The following is an 18,531-nucleotide window of genomic DNA, read 5'->3' on the forward strand; positions in this document are numbered from 1 at the left end:
CGATGGGACAGCGCTACTACGTCGACCCGAATCGCATCGAGGCCCTGGCCAGGCAGCTCGAGGAGATCGGCACCCTGGCCACGAACATCACCGAGGAGTTCCTCGACGAGCTGGCCCCCACGGTCACCTGGCCGGGCACAGAGGGCGAGTTCGCGGAGAAGGCCAAGCCGCAGGAGCAGAAGGAGCGGCAGACCACCAAGGAGACGATGATCTCCTTCCGTGACGCGGTCGTGGAGATCACCGACGCCACGGTCAACCAGGTCCGCATGATGAAGGACACCCGCGACCGCAACATCGAGAACGTCGAGCGGGTCAACAACCGTATCGAGACCGACGGGTTCGACGGCCACGGCACGGGCGGGCACGGCCGCCGTTGAGCATCAAGGCATCGCCCGAGGTCAACGCGATGATCTTCATCCTCACCGGGGAGAAGCTCATCGACGCCGACGAGGACCTCGCGTACGAGAGCCGCCGACCGTACTCCGGCCTCGGCCGGAAGGTCGACAGGCTCTCGTCGCTGATCGACAAGTCGATCCACGACATCGCCGAAGTCATGCCGGACGACCTGTCGAAGTCGTACGCCAAGGCCATGGGCATGCTCATCGACGACGGCGGCAAGAACTACCTGCGCGAGTTCGCCGAACAGCTCGACAAGATCGCCGAGGGCCGGCGGAAGACCTCCATGGACATCATGGAGTCCAAGTGGCAGGTCATCGCCGAGGTCATCCGGCTGCTCATCGAGATCGCCATCTATCTGGCGATGTCCTTCTTCACCGGCGGCGCCTCGGCCAGCCAGATCATGATGGCCAAGCTGCGCAGCCGTTTCATGATTCTCACCACGCTCACCCACCTCCTCCAGCGGCTGCACATCGCGCCCTCGCTGACCGAGGCGTTCGCCGAGGCGTTCACCACCTTCGCGGTGCGGCTCGCGATGATGAACTTCGCCCCGGACGGGCGCCGTCCCGACGGCTTCGACTGGAACGACATCCTGAAGTCCGCCGCGTTCGGCGCCGCCGCCGGCTTCCTGACCAGCATCTTCGACGACATCGCGAAGAAGATCGTCAGGAGCTACGACAACAACTTCCTCAAGAACGGGCCGGACCTCGACTTCAAGCCCAACCCCAATCTGAAGAACACCCCGACCCCCGAGTTCAAGAACAACGGCCCCGGCCCCAACCCCAAGCCGGACCCCGACCCCACCCCCGGTCCGAAGGACCAGCCCGGCCCCAACGCCAGCAACACACCGCTCACCTTCCGGAACGACCCGCTCTCCTTCCGGAACAACCCCAATCTCTGGCGCAACAACCAGATCCTGCGCAACAACGCCGACCGTCCGGGTGCCCTCGCCGGACACTACGGGCTCAAGGGGACGGCCGACTTCATCGCCGCCGGCGCCGGCGAGGCCCTCGCGGAGATCCTGATCAAGGGCGCCTTCGACGGCGACTGGTCCACCAACTGGTCCACTTTCGTCGGCGCGGGCATCAGCAGCCAGGTCGAGGCCACGCTCACCGACACCGCCGTGAACAGCGGCGCCGAACTGCGCCACCTCATAGACAAGTTGCGCAACCAGCCGCCGCCGACCGTCTCGGCCGACTCCAATGACGCCCGGGACTCCTCCGACTCCCCGCGCACTCAGGGCGGGGATGGCCCCGACCGCACCGGCGGTCCCTCGACGACGGACATGACGGGCGGCGCCGACTCCACGCTTACGTCCCCGCCACCGCCCCGCACCGCGGACAGCCCGCCGCCGTACACCACCCAGGACCCTCCGCTCTACACCACCCAGGACCCCCCGCCGTACTCCCCGGGCCCGTTGCCCACGACGGCCGCCGAGAACGCCCTGTGGCAGCAGGTCCACAACGGCCCCGCCGACGTCCGCGAGCAGGCCCTGCACGACATCGCCGCCCTGCGTGGCGCCCAGCCGCCCGGCAACGCCGAGATCGACGTCCGCGACAGCCTGCACGGCAACCTCTCGCAGGTGCCCGAGGTACGGGTGCTGCCCGCCGGGAACGGTCCGGCGGTTCAGGTCGATGCCGACGAGGTCCGGCGCGCGTTGGACGGCTTCGGCACGCCGACGACGGTGGAGGATCCGCTCACGGTTCCGGGGTCCCCGGAGAGCGACGTCCAGAACATGCCGGACGGGGCAGCCGAGCAGGATCGGGATGTCGATACGGCTCCGACGGCGGGCCAGGCCGGCGGGGGGCCGGTCGCGTCCAACGGCTCCCAACCCGGTACCGGTACCGGGGGTGCCGGCGCACGTCAGGGGGGTGCACCCGCATCGCAGCCTCAAGGCACCGGCACCACGGGCGACACGGTTCTGTCGGATGTCCCGGAGGCGACGCAGGATGGATCTGCTCAGCCTTCGCAGTCCCCGGAGACCACGCCTTCCCCCGAGGCGCCCTCCTCTCCCGAGACGACTCCCTCGCCGGACACCGCCGACTCGTCCGACCTCACCACCGCTCCGCCGAAGGTGAGCACCACCGGGTCCTACACCGACACCGGCGACATGTCCCAGGCGCCGCCGCTGACGATCGTCGTCTCGGAGGTGCCGCCGCCCGGGGAGGGGTCGCCGGACGCGATCGACCTGCTGGACCGGGCCGGGACCGACCGTGCCGTGGTGCTGGGGCCGGCGGTCACGCCGGACGGGGCGGGGCGCCCGGTGCGCGCCGCCGTCGAGCTGACGCGGGAGGGACCGGGCACCCCGGTCCGGGTGCGCCCCCTCACCGGCCCGGCACCCACCCCGACGCCGAACGACACCCAGGCCACCACCGTCACCACGGTCACCACCGAGACGGCCTTCCCCGGCGCGGACATCCTGCTGCCGCTCGCCGACGCCCTCGGCCCGGCGCCCCACCCGGCCACTCAGAGCACCGCGACAACAGACAGCGACCCGGCGAGCGACACCACCACCGCCCCGCCGCCCAAGAAGATCCTCACCGAGTCCGCAACGCCCGTACCCAGCAACGGAATCGCCCCGGATTCCACGGTCACCACCAACAAGCTCGCCACCCTGTCCCGCCCCTGGACCGAGACGGCCACCGACCTGCACCTGGAGTCGGACCACGGCAACGCGCCCGGCCCCGGTGCCAGACCCTCCGTGGCACCCCCGCCGCCGGGACGAGTCATCGTGCGACCGACGGGCAACGCGGACAACCAACCGGCCGTCACCACCCTCGACGGCCGCACGGTCCCCCTCACACAACTGCGCCGCTGGGTACCGGACTCCGCCGTAAGGCCCCGGCCGGGGCGGGCCGTCCAGACGCTGACGATCTCGCAGAGCCCCGCCGAGGACGGTACGTCACGTGACGCGGGCCGAAGGGCGCTGCTCGGTCAGGACACCTTCCGCGGCGTACGCACCACCTCGGGGCCGTCCTCGTCGGACCCGCCCCGCACGGTGTTCACCGGCCCGCCGACCGCGCTCCCCGGCTCGGGTACCGAGCAGGGAGCCGACTACTTCGTGGGGCACGGCACCCCTCGCACCGTCACGCTCGGCACCGACGACGCGGCGCAGCCCACCGTGAAGGTCAGCGGTGTGCAGCTCGGCGAGGTGCTCAACTCCTGGGCGCAGGACGACGATCAGGGGCGTCCGCTGGTGCTGTTCTCCTGCGAGACGGGACGGCAGCCGGAGATCGCGGGACTGCCCGTCGCCCAGCACGTGGCGAACCGCACCGGGCGGCCGGTGTACGCGCCGACCAGCGAGGTGGGCACCGCCCGGGACCGGGACGGTGACGTCCGCGCGGTGCTCACCGAGGGCCCGGACGGGCCGGGACGCTGGCGGCTGTTCCTGCCCGAGCCCGGCGGCGCCGAACTGGACGACATGGCACGTGACGCCGGGCTGCACACCGGCCCGGAACCGGCCGACGCCTTCGCGCGTGCCCGCACCCTCCAGCAGATCCGCACCCTCCGCGACGCCCTGGGCCCGGACGCCGAACAGCGGCCGGAGAACCGGGAGTTGCTCGCCGGGCTGGCCTATGTCGACGGTCTGCGCTGGCTCAGCCCGGACAACGCGGCCCGCTACGGCGACGGCCGGATGACGCCGGACCTGTTGCGCCGGATGGTCACCGACCAGCCCGGCGCCGGGGTCGATCCGGCCACCGGGCCCACGACCGAGCAGTACACCGAATTCCTGCGCGCCGCAGCCGAGTTGCGCGCCACCGCCGGCCCCGACACCACCCTCGATGCCCTGCTGCCCCCGCCGCCCCCGGCCCTCCCGCCGGGCACCCTCGTCTCGCCGGAGGACGTGCGCGGGCTCACCTACGCGCCCTCCGCGCAGATCACCTGGTCGCTCTCCGACACCCCGCTGCCGCTGTCCGAGCTCGGCCTGAACGCCGAGGACACCGCCGAACTCGCCCGCCGCAGACCCGATCTGTCGCCCGCGCCGAGCCGCCCGGAGAGCCTCGCCGAGGACCTGAACCTCTTCAGCAAGGACGCCGCCTCCGCCGACACCGTGCGCGCGGACGGACGGAACTTCAGGCGCCTGGACACCCCGGGCGGCGGCAACTGCCTGTTCCGGGCGCTGCTCGACTCCGCGCGCGGCCAGGACGTACCCCCGGCTTGGGCCGCGCGGAACGTCGCCGGGCTGCGTGGCCTGCTGCGTGACCGGATCACCGGGTCCGAACTGGCCGCCGCGGCGGCCGAGGCCACCCCGGACCCGGTACTCGCCGTGGTGGACGACCTGCGGATGACCGCGCTCGCCGGGGTACTGAACCCCGACGCCCGGAGCAGGATCACCCAGCGCTGGAACCGCATCGCGCAGACCGTCGTCACCGACGGCGACGGGCGCCAGTGGCGGCGCATCCTCCGTGACAGCGGCTACCCGCAGCTCGCCACCGTCGCGCCCACCCCGGCTGACGCACGGCGACTCGGCGCCGAGGGACTCATCGCCGCCGCGGCCGAACACTCCGCCCTGTGGTCGTCCCCGTTCGCAGACCTGCTCCCTCAGGCGCTGGCGCACACCCTCGACCTCGATCTGCGCCTCGTCCGTCCCGACCTGCTCGCAGCCGGGAAGCCCGTGGTCGTCACTCTCCACCCGGGCGGGCAGGGCGGCACCCTGCACCTGGCCTACAACGGCACCGACCACTTCGACGCGCTGATCCCGGCCACCGCCCCGCTCACCGCCGTACCGGACCCCGTCACCACCTCCGGGGACCCGGCCGGCGTCGAGCCCGACGGCTCCGACCCCTTCGGCGAGTGGCTGCGCGGCATGGGCGGGATCACCGACCTCGACGGCCCCGACGCGGAGACCCCAGACCGGGGCGACCCGGTGCCGCTGGAGACCCAGCTCGAACGGCACCGCCCGGCCCGTCTGCTGACCGGTCCGGACGCCCAGCCGCCCGGACCGGCACCACGCGACATCACCTTCGAGGACGGCAGCCGACTGCCCACGGTGCTGATCGACCCGGGCGCCGATCCGGATCCGGCCGACGGCAGCACGCATGCACCCACGGACGGCACCCCGCCGAGCCGCCCGACCGGTCTCTTCACCGGCCCCGGCGTCCTCACCCTGCGCTCGCCCGAGCAGGTCGCCGAGCAGATCCTCGGGCAACTGCCGAAGAAGCTGCGGGACCAGTTCGACGAGGCGGAGCTGCTGCGCCTGCTCACCGACCAGCCCGGCGCCTTCACCGCCCCGCGCGGAGCGCGCTTCGTGGGCCGGGAGAAGTCCGGGGTCGGCCATGAGATGACGGTCGAGGCCATCCCGTACCACCGCTGGGAACGCTTCTCCGACGTCGACGGCGGCACCACCCGCCTGGACACCATGCGGCGCGGCCAGGCCGGTACGGGCGGTGGGCGCAGCGTCGGCGTCGGACGCCGGGTCGCGGCCGCGCTGAGCATGGGCCCGCCGCTCAACTGGCTGCTGAAGATCGGCGTCTCGCTGGGCTGGACCCGCCGTACCGACTACTCCCTGGGCACCCAGGCGTACCACCAGACCGAGTGGCGCGCCCACGAGGGCTCACATCTGCACCTGGACGACGTCCACTACCGGGTACGGGTGGAGCGCGTCACCGAGGCACCGAAGGGCACGACGCCCGCGACGGGCCCGAGTTGGCGGCGGAGCCAGGTGCACACCGCGCAGTTCGCCATGCGGGACGGCCTGAGCTGGCGACTGCCGGACGACCTCACCGTGCCGTACAACGGACCCCGCAGGGCGCCGCAGAGGCTCACCTTCCCGGACGGGGTCGAGCCGCGGATGACCGACACCACCGGACTGCACCTGCTGGACCCGCCCGAGGACATCGCGCTCGCCATCTCCGGCGCCCGGCCCGGCAGTTCGGCGCACCGCACACTCATCTCGTACGTCCGTCCGGGGCGGTTGCTCGCCCTGTTCGGCCGCTTCTCCGGGCCGGTGAGCGGGCCCGAGCTGACGCGGGGGAGCGGGCAGCATCCGCTGGGGCACCTCGTCGTCGAGCGGTCGATCCCGCAGCGGGCCACCCTGGTCGCCGAGTCGGTCAAGGCGGAGCTGCGCGACCTCACCCAGACCACGTACCAGAACGAACGCGGCCATGTCCGCGACACCCGCTTCGGCGTCCAGGTCACCGCCGGACCCAACTACACCCTCGTCGGCCCGGAGACGGACGTACGCCTCCAGGGCGGGCCGCTCGTCCGCGCGGACTTCAGCACCGGGCACGGCCACTACCTGGGCACCGACGCGGCCCGCAAGACCACCGGCCGTGTCCGCAACCACCCCGTCGCGCTGTACCGGGTGGAGCGCACCCTGATGGTGCGCAAGGCCGGCGAGCCGGCTTCCGCGGCCCGCCCGGTGCGGGTGGTCAGCCTGGACTGGATCTCCACTCAGGACGCGCGCCGCCTCGCGGGCTGGGACAGCCGTACGCCCGGACAGACGGGCCCCAACCCGGACGCCGAACCGCCGGTGCCCTGGTACCTCACCCGGGAGGACCCGGTCCACCTCAGCGGCCAGGTCCGCGCCGAGGGCTTCCGGCCCGACCGGCCGCAGAACGCCGTACCCGACCAGCAGCAGAACCAGGATGGGCAGGCCGCCCCTCAAGACCCCCTGCGTGCCTTCGCGGACACCGTCCTCGACACCCTCCACCGCTCCTACCCGTCCCTCTTCGTCCCGCCGCTGATGCTGCGCCACCCACGCCTGGCCCGGTTCTGGTACGGCGACGGGCGGATGCGGACCGCGTTGCACAACGACCGGCAGGTGCGCGAGGCGCTCAACCGGCCCAGCCTGGCGCAGAGTCTGGACGACCTGACCACCACCGGCGTGCCGGTCACCCTCACCGAGGACGGCAAGGTGAGCCGCGGCCATCACACGCTGATCCTGCGGGCGAGGCTCACCGACCGGCGGTTCGAGACCACCATGAGCGAACGGTCGCTGCGCAACGCGGTGATCGGCACCGAGGTCTCCGGCCAGGGACAGCAGGCGTCCACGACCCTGTCGGGTGGCGTCGAGCTGGGCATCTCCCCCCGGGACCACGACAAGGTGCCGGAGGCGGGGCTGCCGCGCCAGACCGGCAATGTGTCCCTGGGCGCCCGTTACGCCAAGACGGACCAGAAGGCCACCCGCAGCACGGCCGCGGTCACCCACGACCACCTGATGTTCCAGAACGGCGCCGGCCTCTACAGCTACCAGGTGGAACTGGGCGCCTCCTTCGAGGGCCACCGCCGCCCTCGCGGCTGGGCCCGGCTCGCCACGGTCGGCCTCCTCGGCGCCGGCGTCTTCGTCAGCAAGGTCGAGGAGCGCCCGCTGTTCAGCCGGGGCAACGAGACCGTGGGCCGCGTGGAACTGGCCGTGCCCGCGGCGCACGGCTCCGACCGGCACGCCCCCGCCGACCCGCCGCCCACCGGACCGGCCCCGGCGCCGCCCGCACCCATAAGGCTCTCAGCCGTCGAGGCGGACCAACTCCTCGACGGAACACGCCCGTTGCCACGGACCGACTCGGCCGGACAACGGCTCGTCCGCAAGCTGCTGCGCGCCCCGCACGTGGTGCTCAGCACCGAGGGCGGCGGGCAGCGGCAGCAACTGATGCAGGACACCGCCGACCTGGCGTCGGGCACCTCCTGGCATGTCAGCGCGCCCGGCGCCCCGGTGCGCAGCGCGCTGCGCCGGGCGATGGCCAACCTCCATGTGGCCGGTCAACTCGGTCAGTACCTGGGCCCGTTCGGCTCCCGCATCACCGGACTCAACGGCGCAGGACCGCTCCAGACCCACTACCTCAAGGCCGCGGTCCGCGGCGAACTGGACAACCTGCGGGTCAAGAGCGAGCCGAAGCCGGCCAGCCTCGAAGCGACCATCGGCAACGAACACCGTGTCGCCGGCACCGCGAGCACCGTCTCGCGCACCACCCTCGGCGTCCAGGGCGCCGACATGCCGCTCCAGCAGGCCCCCGGCGGACCGGCGGTGGTCGGCTCCTACTCGACCGCCCTCCAGTACGCCTGGGGCAAGGGCCGCGGCGTCGCCCAGACCCTCACCCGGGGACGCAACACCACCCTCACCTACGCCGGTCGGATGTACCTGGTGGTCGCCGACGCCGCCGAGACCGTCGCCGTACGGGACCGGTGGACGGCCGCGATGGGCGCGGTGGGCACGCGCGCCGGGGCCGGTATCAGCTCCGCCGCCGGACGGATCTCCGAGCGCCTCGGCCGCGCACTCGCCCCGCGCTCGGCCGCCGCCACGCTCCAACGGGTGCGCGACGCGGTGATGTTCCACCTGCCCATGCAGGACGTCATCGAGGCCGGACTCGCCCCCGACGGCCTGGGCACCACCACCCCGCGCAACCTCGGCCGCGGCTACCGGGTGCCCCCCTTCCTGCGCGGGCGCCGCTTCCCCAGCCACCCCAGCGGCCAGCTCGACGCGAGCCACGCCGCACAGCAGCTCATGGGCCGGCTGACGAAGATCGGCGTGTCCTCGCACGACCGGGAGCAGGTGCTGCAGCGGCTCTCGCCGGACTTCCTGCGCGCCCATCTGCACGAGCTGACGACCGACGGGATGACCCTGCCGGTCCGCTACCGCAACTGGACCAGCCCGACCCGGCTGCCGGTCGGCGGCAGCCCCGGACAGGTCCGGTTCAAGCTGACCCCGGTCACCACCACCGTGGAACGGCTGCGCACCGGCTTCGAGTTGGAGGACTACCGCACCACCGCCCGCGACGACTCCGCCGCTTCCTCCCAGGACCGCGGCGCCGATGTCACGCTTGCCACCGGCCAGCGCGCGGCGGAGAGCGGCGTGCTGCTCGCCAACCCCTCGCTCCAGGGCACCGCAGCCAAGCAGCGTTCGAGCACCCGGACCGAGACCACCGGCAACACCTCGATGCCGAACATCGCCACCACCCAGGCGCACGCCGAGATCGTCACCAGCTACGTCCTGACCGTCACGATGACGGACGCGACCGGCGAGCTGCTGTCCCCGCGCGCCGTGGCGTCGGTCGGCTCCCTCAACGAGATCGTCCCGGCCGGTCTGCTCACCCCGGACGACGACGGCGCGCTCACCGAGGAGGACGTGCCCGAACCGGAGCGCGCGGTCAAGATGCTGACGGCCGATCAGGCCCGCCCGGAGGGCATCGCCCAATGGCGCGACGGCACCGCCGACCCGGACGTGCTCCCCTTCGACGACCGCATCGGCTCCGGCATCCTCGCCGTGGACATCCGCGGCGCGGCCAACGTCCAGGACGCCCTCACCCTCGCCACCGCCCGCGCCGACGGCCTCGGCGACAGCGACCTCGGCCGTCGCCACACCGGAAACGTCCTCGCCGAACGCGTCCGCATGGCCCACCTCACCCCGCTCACCGGCCTCGGCACCGCCCCCGCGCAGGCCCAGCAGGAGGCCACCACCCAGGTCGGCCTGACTTCCGGCTTCCGCGAGGCGCTCGGCGCGAACGGCTCACAGCTGCCCGCCCAGGCCTCCGCCCGCCTCTTCGGTCAGTCCCACACCGCCGACTCCCGCCTCTACGCGAAGATGCACCGCACCGGCGCCCGCCTCCTCGCCGTCGAGAGCAAGCCCCGAATGGAGGCCATGCAGCGCTCGAAGACCTCCGACGCGCTGGAGGCCGGCATCACCGACAACGTCGAGGGCGTGGTCGGCACCTCACCGCTCGCGGGCAACAGCAACGCGGGCGTCACCAACCCGGGCGCCTCGGTCCCCATCGGCGGCGCGAACGACGGCACCGCCCTCAAGGGCACCGCTGACACCACCCTCGGCACCCACCTCAAGGTCGTCACCGACCGCAGCATGCTCTTCGCGATCCCCGTGAGCTGGCTGTCCGTGGCCGAAGTCGACCACCGCCTCACCGACAGCCGTCCAATGCACGCCCTCGGCAAGGCCAAGCGCGGCCCGCGCGCCGCCGAGGCCGAGACCACCGCCCTGGTCTGGCTGCGCGAGGACATCGCCCGCGACTACGGCCTCCTGGACGACACCACGTTCCCCGACGAGGTCGGCGCGGCCTGGGACGCCATGGCCAAGGCGGCGGGTGACCTGGCCGCGGCCGAGAAGAACTACTACGACGCCCGGGCGCGGGCCCGCGAGACCTGGCTCGACCTCACCGCGGAGGAGCAGGCCGCGCTCGGCGACGACGACCCCGACAGGCCGACCGTGCTGCCGCAGGCCGTGGCCCAGTCCCCGGCCGTCGCCGCCTGGCAGGCCGCACGCGAGGAGGTCCGCCGCTGGGAGGGCCACACCGACACCGCCGCCGCGGACCACCACCGGCTGCACCTCGCCGCCTCCCGCCTCACCGCCCACCACCAGGGCCGGGCGACGGTCCCGGTGCCGGACCTGGCACAGGAGTACACCGAACCGGCCTGGAAGTCCGAGGCGCCCGAGCCGTACGAGATCACCGACGGGGCACCGCGTACTCTCACCTCCCCGGACGGCACCACCGTGCGCGAAGTGCACGACATGCCGCACGACGGCGCCTCGTTCTTCCACGCGCTCATCGCCGTGGCCCAGGACCGAGGCCGCTTGCCCCACCTCCTCGGCACCGACCTCGCGGCCAGGTTCACGGCGAACCCCGGCGACCCGGCGATCACCGAACGCGCGGTCCGGGCCGCCCGCAACCGCCTCGCCTGGGAACTGGGCGAGAACCGCAACGAGGACCTCCTCGACACCCTCGCCCTCGACGCCGCGGACACCTTCACGCAGGACGAACTCGACTTCGCGGAGGTGCGGTTGACGGCCGCCCAGCAGGCCGAGTTCGACGCGTTCGGCCGTCTGCCGCAGACGTTCTGGGCGTCCCCCGAGCAGCGGGTCGCGCTGGCTACGGCGGCCATGCTCCGTCCGTTCACCAGCGAGCCGCCGACCGGGCGCCCGGACGGCGAACCGACCCCGCCGGAACGCCGAGCCGGCGACCACGGCGGCGCCGACCTGCTGCCCGCCCTCGCCGCCCGCCTCCTCGGCACGCCGGTCACGGTCGTGACGGGAGAGGGCCGCGAGCAGCGCTTCCTGCCGCACGGCACCGACCCGGCCGCCGTCGACCCGGCCCGCGATCCGGTCCTGTTCGCGGCCGACGGGTACTTCCACGCCGCGCTCCCGCCCGGTACGCCGCCGCCGGTCGCCACGCCGCTGCCGACGCGGGCCGGTACCAGTACGGCCACCGAAGCCGGCCCTACGGATGCCCACCGCAGCCATGCCAATCCGCCCTGGCACCCGCCCGCGGACAGCACCGGCCCGCGCTACCGCCTTGCCCGCGACGGCGTCCTCACCGCACCGGACGGCGCCACCTACACCCAGGGCGCTCCCGCCGGCCGCGGCAACGGCTTCTTCGCCGCGCTCTCCACCGCCCTGCACCACGCCGCCGGGCAGCCCGGCCGGGACCGCAACGAAGCGGCACGACTGCGCCTGCGCGCCGACGCGCCGCCCGCCCGGCTCATGCGCCTCAACGGCCTGCCCGGCGCCCGGGCCGACCGCGACTCGCTCTTCACACCGCCACCCTTCACGGGCCGCCCGGGCGCGCCGCCGCCGAGCCAGGACGCCCTCGACGGCCATCTGCGCCGCTACCTCGCCGACGCGCCCTGGGGTTCCGGGGCGGACCGGGCGGTGGCGGAGTGGGCCGCTGGGGCGACCGGCACGACCGTGACCCTGATCGAGGAGAACGGCACCGCGCACACGTACCCCGGCCCGTCCGGCGAGTCCGGCCCGCACGTCCGGCTCCGCCGCCGGGGTGGGGACTTCGTGCCGGTGATCCTGCGCACGCCGGCACCGGAGCCGACGCCGCAGCACGAGGACCCCGCGTCCGTCCCGTTGCCCGACTCCCCCACCGGCAGCGCCCTCCCCGGCCTCCCTGGCGACGAGGAGGCGTACGAACTCAGCACGCTGTCTGGAGCGAACTCGACCTCGGACATGGAGATGGACCTCGACTCCGACAGCGAGCAGGCGGCCGTACTCACCGGCCCGGAGCACGAGTTCGCGGCCGAGTTCGCCGCCCTGCTGGAGGAGCCCGAACTGCGGGCCGACGCCCTGCTGGACGTGGTGCGACGGCGCAACGCCCAGCTCGGCGGCTTCCCGGACGTGGCGTTCGACAGCGCGTTCACCGAGCACACGGGGATGGGCGTACCCGAGGCACTGGACCAGGTGGAGCAGGCCGGACGGCTGTCGAGCGAGGAGTACGAGGCGCTGCGCGAGGCACTCGGCCTCGGCACCGGCCTCCCCTTCACCCAGACGACCCCGACCGGCACCTCCCAGCGCGACCGCGAGGTGACGCTGCGGATGCTGGACCGGGTCGCCCGCCTGGTGAAGGAAGCGCTCCGCAAACCGAACCGCCAGGCCGACGCCCAGGTCACCCCGCATATCGCCGTCACCCTGCTCCCGGACGGCTCGCTCGGCATCGCCGGCAACACCGGCCTGAAGGCGCTCACCGCCGACGAGGCGGCCCTGGTCGAGGACGAACTGCGCTGGTTCGTCTCCGGACAGGAGCCGGGCGGCACCCGGCGGGTGCGGGAACTGGAGCAGTGGTCCAGGGACGAGGAGTCGCACCGGGAGTGGTCGGCGCGGCTGGACCAGGAGCAGCGGGACCTCGCTCAACGCAACGCGGAACAGGCGCAGTTGAGGGCCCGGCTGGAGGAGCGGTACGAGTCGGACGCGTGGGACGAAGGACTTCAGCAGCAGTGGGACACCTTGCTGGAGGACGAAGCGGCCACCGGCCAGGAGCAACAGCGCCTGACCGGCGAGCGGCAGCAGTGGCGACGCGACGAGCGCTGGCTGGCGCGCAGACGGCCCGGCATCGCACGCGAGACACGCGACCGTACGAAGCTACGCGCCCTCGCCACCGGCTGGTACCGCCTCTACCACCCGGACTCACCCGAACTCGACCTAGTCAAGCGGGCGTTGGCGAACCCTCGCATCCTCAACGTGGCGGGCTTGGACGGTTCCTCGGCGCCCGGCTCGCACGGCTCCGAACACGGCGAGCTGACCTTGCTCGGACACTGGGTCGAGCACTGGGAGAACAACCCCGGCGACCCGAACACGCCCCAGACGCTGCCCCTGGGCGGCTTCAAAATGGCCTGCGCCTCCTGCGACCTCGCCTACCGGGCGGTCAACCAGCACATCGGAAGCCCGCTCGGCCACCGCGTGCAGGCCTCCGGCACTCACGGAATGTTCTTCCCCGGCTGGCGCATGCCGCAGTGGATGCGGCAACGGCCCCAACTCGTGCAGTACATCAGGGACAACGCGGAGAGCATCGGCGCATACCTGGACCAGGGCGGCGTACTCCAGGGCGACAGGACCGAGGGCACGCACGAGCAGTACCCCGCCGGGTCCTCGTCCGAGTACGAGTCCGGCGACGAGGCCATGGACACGGACGCCGTGCTCGGCTCCCCATCGCCGGGCACGTCCCCGCGGCTGCCGCGGACCGCCCCGGCCGAGCCCGTCGCGACCCCACCGACACCACAAGGCCCCCGCGACAACCGCCCCCGCTTCGTGGTGCGTTCCGGCTTCGACGCCCGCCGGTTCACGTACGGCGGCGAACCGGTCACCGACCTCACGATCCGCCTCGCGATACGGGGTCCCGAGGGCCAGGCCGCACACGTTCGCGATCAACTCGCCGTAGGCGTGCGTGAGTTGCTCAACAACCCGGCCTACCGCCTACCCAACGGCGATCACCTCCACATCACCGTCGAACACGTCGACCCCGCCGACTCACCCCACCTGACCGTGGACCTGGCGGGCAGGGACCGCCCGATGGACCAGAACACCTGGTGGGCGGACGCCGACCCGGCCCACCTCGTCCACGAACTCACCCACCAGCTGGGCCTGCGAGACGAATACCGTGACACCGACTCCCCGCACCGCCCTCACATCCCTGGCAGCCTGCTGGGCGCTCTGGACGAGCAGCCGGAGGACACGTCGCTGACGGCCGCAGGCCTGCGTGACCGGCACCTGTCCCTGCTGAGCGCCCTGATCGGTGACGTGCCCCCACCAACCGCTCAGCCCGACGACCAGACCTGGGAGGCCGCCCGCACGGCCACCACGCCCACCCCTCGCAAGTCGGTCTGGGTGGACCCGGTCTCCCTACCCCGGTCCGAATCCGAAGAGCCCGACGTCGCGGCCCGCATGCCGCAGGCAGAAGCGACGCTCACTCCCTTCACGTCGGGCAACTTCGAGTTCACCAACCTCAAGCACACGAACGAGAAGTACCGCGACAAGGCCGTCCGTATCATCGATCTGCTGCGCAAGCACGACACGATCCGCGCCTTCATAGGCACCCGCCCTTGCCGCATCACCCTGCATCTGCGCACCACGGAGACCCCGGCCGATGTGACGGATCACGGCGATCACGTCGAGATCAATCTCGCGAGCTACTACTTCGAGAAGTACGACATCGGCTACGTCATGGGCATGCTGGCGCACGAGATCGGCCTGCATCCCCTCGCTTCCCAGAACACGAACATCCCGGACGAGGAGGCCATGTTCGACGGTGTGCCGCTCGCCGTTCCCGGGCTGACGGACCTGAAGACTCCGCGCACCATGAGCACCGAGGGCGCGGGCCAGGCCGACCACATCATGGCCGCCTTCCCCAGCAGCACCCGGCACGGGATCTACCGCGACATCGTCGTGGGGATGGCGGGCGTACTGGCCGGGGACGCCCAGGCGGGGGAGGAGGGCGCCAAGGCCAGGGACGTCACGGATCTGATCGACACCTACCTCATGGACCTGGCGACGATCGCCGTCACCAACGACCGCCGCAAGGACGCGGCCTGGGAACCCCGCTACACGGCGAAGGTCTACAACGCGTACAAGGAGATGTTCGTCGCGCAGCTGCCCCAGGACAGTCCCGTCCGCGCGCTGCTGCCGGCGGACAAGAGCTGGTACAACGTCACCGGCAACTTCCTCGGCCTCGGCAGCAGCTTCGCCTTCAACAACCAGGGCGACAGCATCCAGACCGGCACCGACCCCGGCGAGGCCCGCCCCCGGCTTCCTCAGCCAGGCACCGGCACAGCGCCGCGACCGACGAACCGGCCACAGCGTCCGCGAGACAACCGCCCCCGCTTCGTGGTGCGTTCCGCCTTCGACGCCCGCCGCTTCTCGTACGACGGTGAGCCGGTCACCGACCTCACCGTCCGCATCGCCATGCGAGGCACCGACGCACAGGCCACGCACACGTACGACCAACTCACGGCAGGCGTCCACGAGTTCCTCAACAACCCCGGCCACCGGCTCCCCAACGGCGATCGCCTCCACGTCACGGTCGAACTGGTCCGGCCCACGGACTCCCCGCACCTGACCGTGGACCTCGTCGGACGCGACCGGATCATGGACCAGAACACCTGGTGGGCGGATGCCGACGCGGCCCACCTCGTCCACGAACTCACCCACCAGCTGGGCCTGCGAGACGAATACCGTGACGCCGACTCCCCGCACCGCCCCCACATCCCCGGCAGCCTTCTCGGCGCCCTCGACGAGCAGCCCGAGGACGCCTCACTCACGCCCGCAGGTCTACGCGACCGGCACCTGGCCCTGCTGAGCGCCCTGATCGGCGACGTGCTCCCACCGACCGCTCAGCCCGACGACCAGACCTGGGATGCGGCCCGTACGCACACGACACCGGTCCCGCGTCGGTCCGTGTGGGTCGACCCGGTCTCCCTACCCGGGTCCGAATCCGAAGAGCCCGACGTCCCGGCCCGTATGCCGCAGGACGCGACGCTCACCCCCTTCAAGTCCGGCAAGTTCGAGTTCACGAACCTGAAGCACACCGACGAGAGGTACCGCGACAAGGCCGTCCGCATCATCGAACTGCTCGGCGACCACCCGACGATCCGCGACTTCATCGGCACCCGCCCCTGCCGCATCACCCTGCATGTGCGCACGACGGAGACTCCGGCCGATGTGATCGACCGTGGCGATGTCGTCGAGATCAACCTCGCGAGCTACTACTTCGAGAAGTACGACATCGGCTATGTGATGGGCATGCTGGCGCACGAGATCGGGCTGCATCCCCTCGCCTCCCAGAACACCAACATCCCCGACGAGGAAGAGATGTTCCGGGGCATTCCACTCCCGGTGCCGGGGCTGGCCGACCTGAAGACTCCGCGCACCATGAGCACCGAGGGCGCGGGCCAGGCCGATCACATCATGGCGGCCTTCCCCAGCAGCACCCGGCACGGGATCTACCGCGACATCGTCCTGACGATGGCCGACATGCTGGCCCGGGCCGCGCAGGCCGGCGTGGAGGGCGCCAAGGCCAAGGACGTCACGGATCTGATCGACTGCTACCTCATGGACCTCGCCTCCATCGCGATCACCAGCGACTACCGGATGAACGCGGCCAAGGAGCCCGGCAACACCGCCAAGGTCTACAACGCCTACAAGGCCCTGTTCGCCCAGCACATGGCAGCGGACAGCCCCGCCCGTTCCCTGCTGCCCGCCGACAAGGGGCTGCTCGGCGTCGTACGGGACTTCGCCCGCCTCGCCACCAGCCTCGCGACCAACAACCGCGGCGACAGCATCCAACAGCCCATCCCGTCGGACGAGGCCCACCCTCGGCTCCCGCAGCGGGCCGAGGCGAAGGCAGAGCAAATCCCGGCCGTCACACGGCAGTTGAGCGGGGTACGCGACCATCGGCCGCGTTTCGTGGTGCGTTCCGCCTTCGACGCGCGCCGGTTCTCGTACGACGGCGAGCCGGTCACCGACCTCACGGTACGGCTCGCGATACGGGGCGAGGGGGCCACCGTCGCCCAGGTGCGCGACCGTCTCGAAGCAGGGGTACGTGAATTCCTGAACGACCCTGCCTACCGCCTGCCGAACGGCGACCGACTGCACATCACCGTCGAGCATGTCGACCCGGCCGACGACCCGCACCTGACGGTGGACCTGGCGGGCAGGGACCGCCCGATGGACCAGATGACCTGGTGGGCGGACGCCGACCCGGTCCACCTCGTCCACGAGCTCACCCACCAACTCGGTCTGCGAGACGAGTACCGTGACGCCGACTCCCCGCACCGCCCCCACATCCCCGGCAGCCTGCTGGGGGCTCTGAATGATCCCCCCGAGGACTCCTCGCTCGCCGCCGCCGGTCTCCGTGGCCGCCATCTGTCCTTGCTCGGCGCGCTCATCGGCGACGTGACCCCTGCCCCACAGCAGGAGACCGAGCAGACCTGGGACACGGCCCGTACCGCCGCCGTATCCGTCCCACGCAAGTCGGTGTGGGTGGACCCGGTCTCCCTACCCGAGTCCGAGTCCGAATCCGAAGGGCTCGACGTCCCCGCCCGCATGCCGCAGGCAGACGCGACGCTCACCTCCTTCACGTCGGGCAACTTCGAGTTCACCAACCTCAAGCACACCGAGGACGGGTACCGCGACAAGGCCGTCCGCATCATCGAGCTGCTGCGCAGGCACGACACGATCCGCACATTCATAGCCGACCGGCCCTGCCGGATCACCCTGCATGTGCGCACGACGGAGACTCCGGCCGATGTGATCGACCGTGGCGATGTCGTCGAGATCAATCTCGCGAGCTACTACTTCGAGAAGTACGACATCGGCTATGTGATGGGCATGCTGGCGCACGAGATCGGGCTGCATCCCCTCGCCTCCCAGAACACCAACATCCCGGACGAGGAAGCGATGTTCGAGGGAGTCCCGCTCACCGTGCCGGGCATGGCGGACCTCAGGACTCCACGCACCATGAGCACCGAGGGCGCGGGCCAGGCCGACCACATCATGGCCGCCTTCCCCAGCAGCACCCGGCACGGGATCTACCGGGACATCGTCGTGAAGATGGCCCAGATCCTGGCGGAGGACGCGGTGAACGGGGAGGAGAACGCGAAGTCCAAGGACGTCACCGACCTGATCGACTGCTATCTCATGGACCTCGCCTCGATCGCGGTCACCAACGACCACCGTATGAACGCGGCGAAGGAGCCCGGCTACACGGCGAGGGTCTACAACGCCTACAAGCAGGCGTTCCTGGCCCGGTTGGCGGAGGGTTCCACTCTTGAGGCGCTGCGGGCCCTCCTGCCGTCGGACAAGAGCATGTTCGGCGTGATCAACGACTTCCGGCGCATCGGCACCTACATCGCGATCAACAACCGCGGCGACAGCATCCAGCAGGCGGACGCCACCTGAGCCGTGGAGCCTTCGCCGGCATT

2 protein-coding genes are annotated in these 18,531 nt (G+C 71.8%); both read left to right on the forward strand.

Going from position 1 to position 18,531, the window contains the following annotated elements:
- The first annotated feature begins 2 nt into the window (after positions 1–2).
- Positions 3–377: a hypothetical protein gene (locus IE325_RS22960; protein ID WP_190071886.1), complete on the forward strand. Its 375-nt coding sequence runs from the start codon at positions 3–5 to the stop codon at positions 375–377.
- Positions 374–18,508, forward strand: coding sequence for a DUF8616 domain-containing protein (locus tag IE325_RS22965; protein ID WP_190072002.1), 18,135 nt, complete (start codon positions 374–376; stop codon positions 18,506–18,508). The genes IE325_RS22960 and IE325_RS22965 overlap by 4 nt, the downstream gene beginning before the upstream one ends.
- Positions 18,509–18,531: the final 23 nt, after the last annotated feature.

The organism is Streptomyces lanatus (assembly GCF_014655715.1).
GTDB lineage: Bacteria > Actinomycetota > Actinomycetes > Streptomycetales > Streptomycetaceae > Streptomyces > Streptomyces lanatus.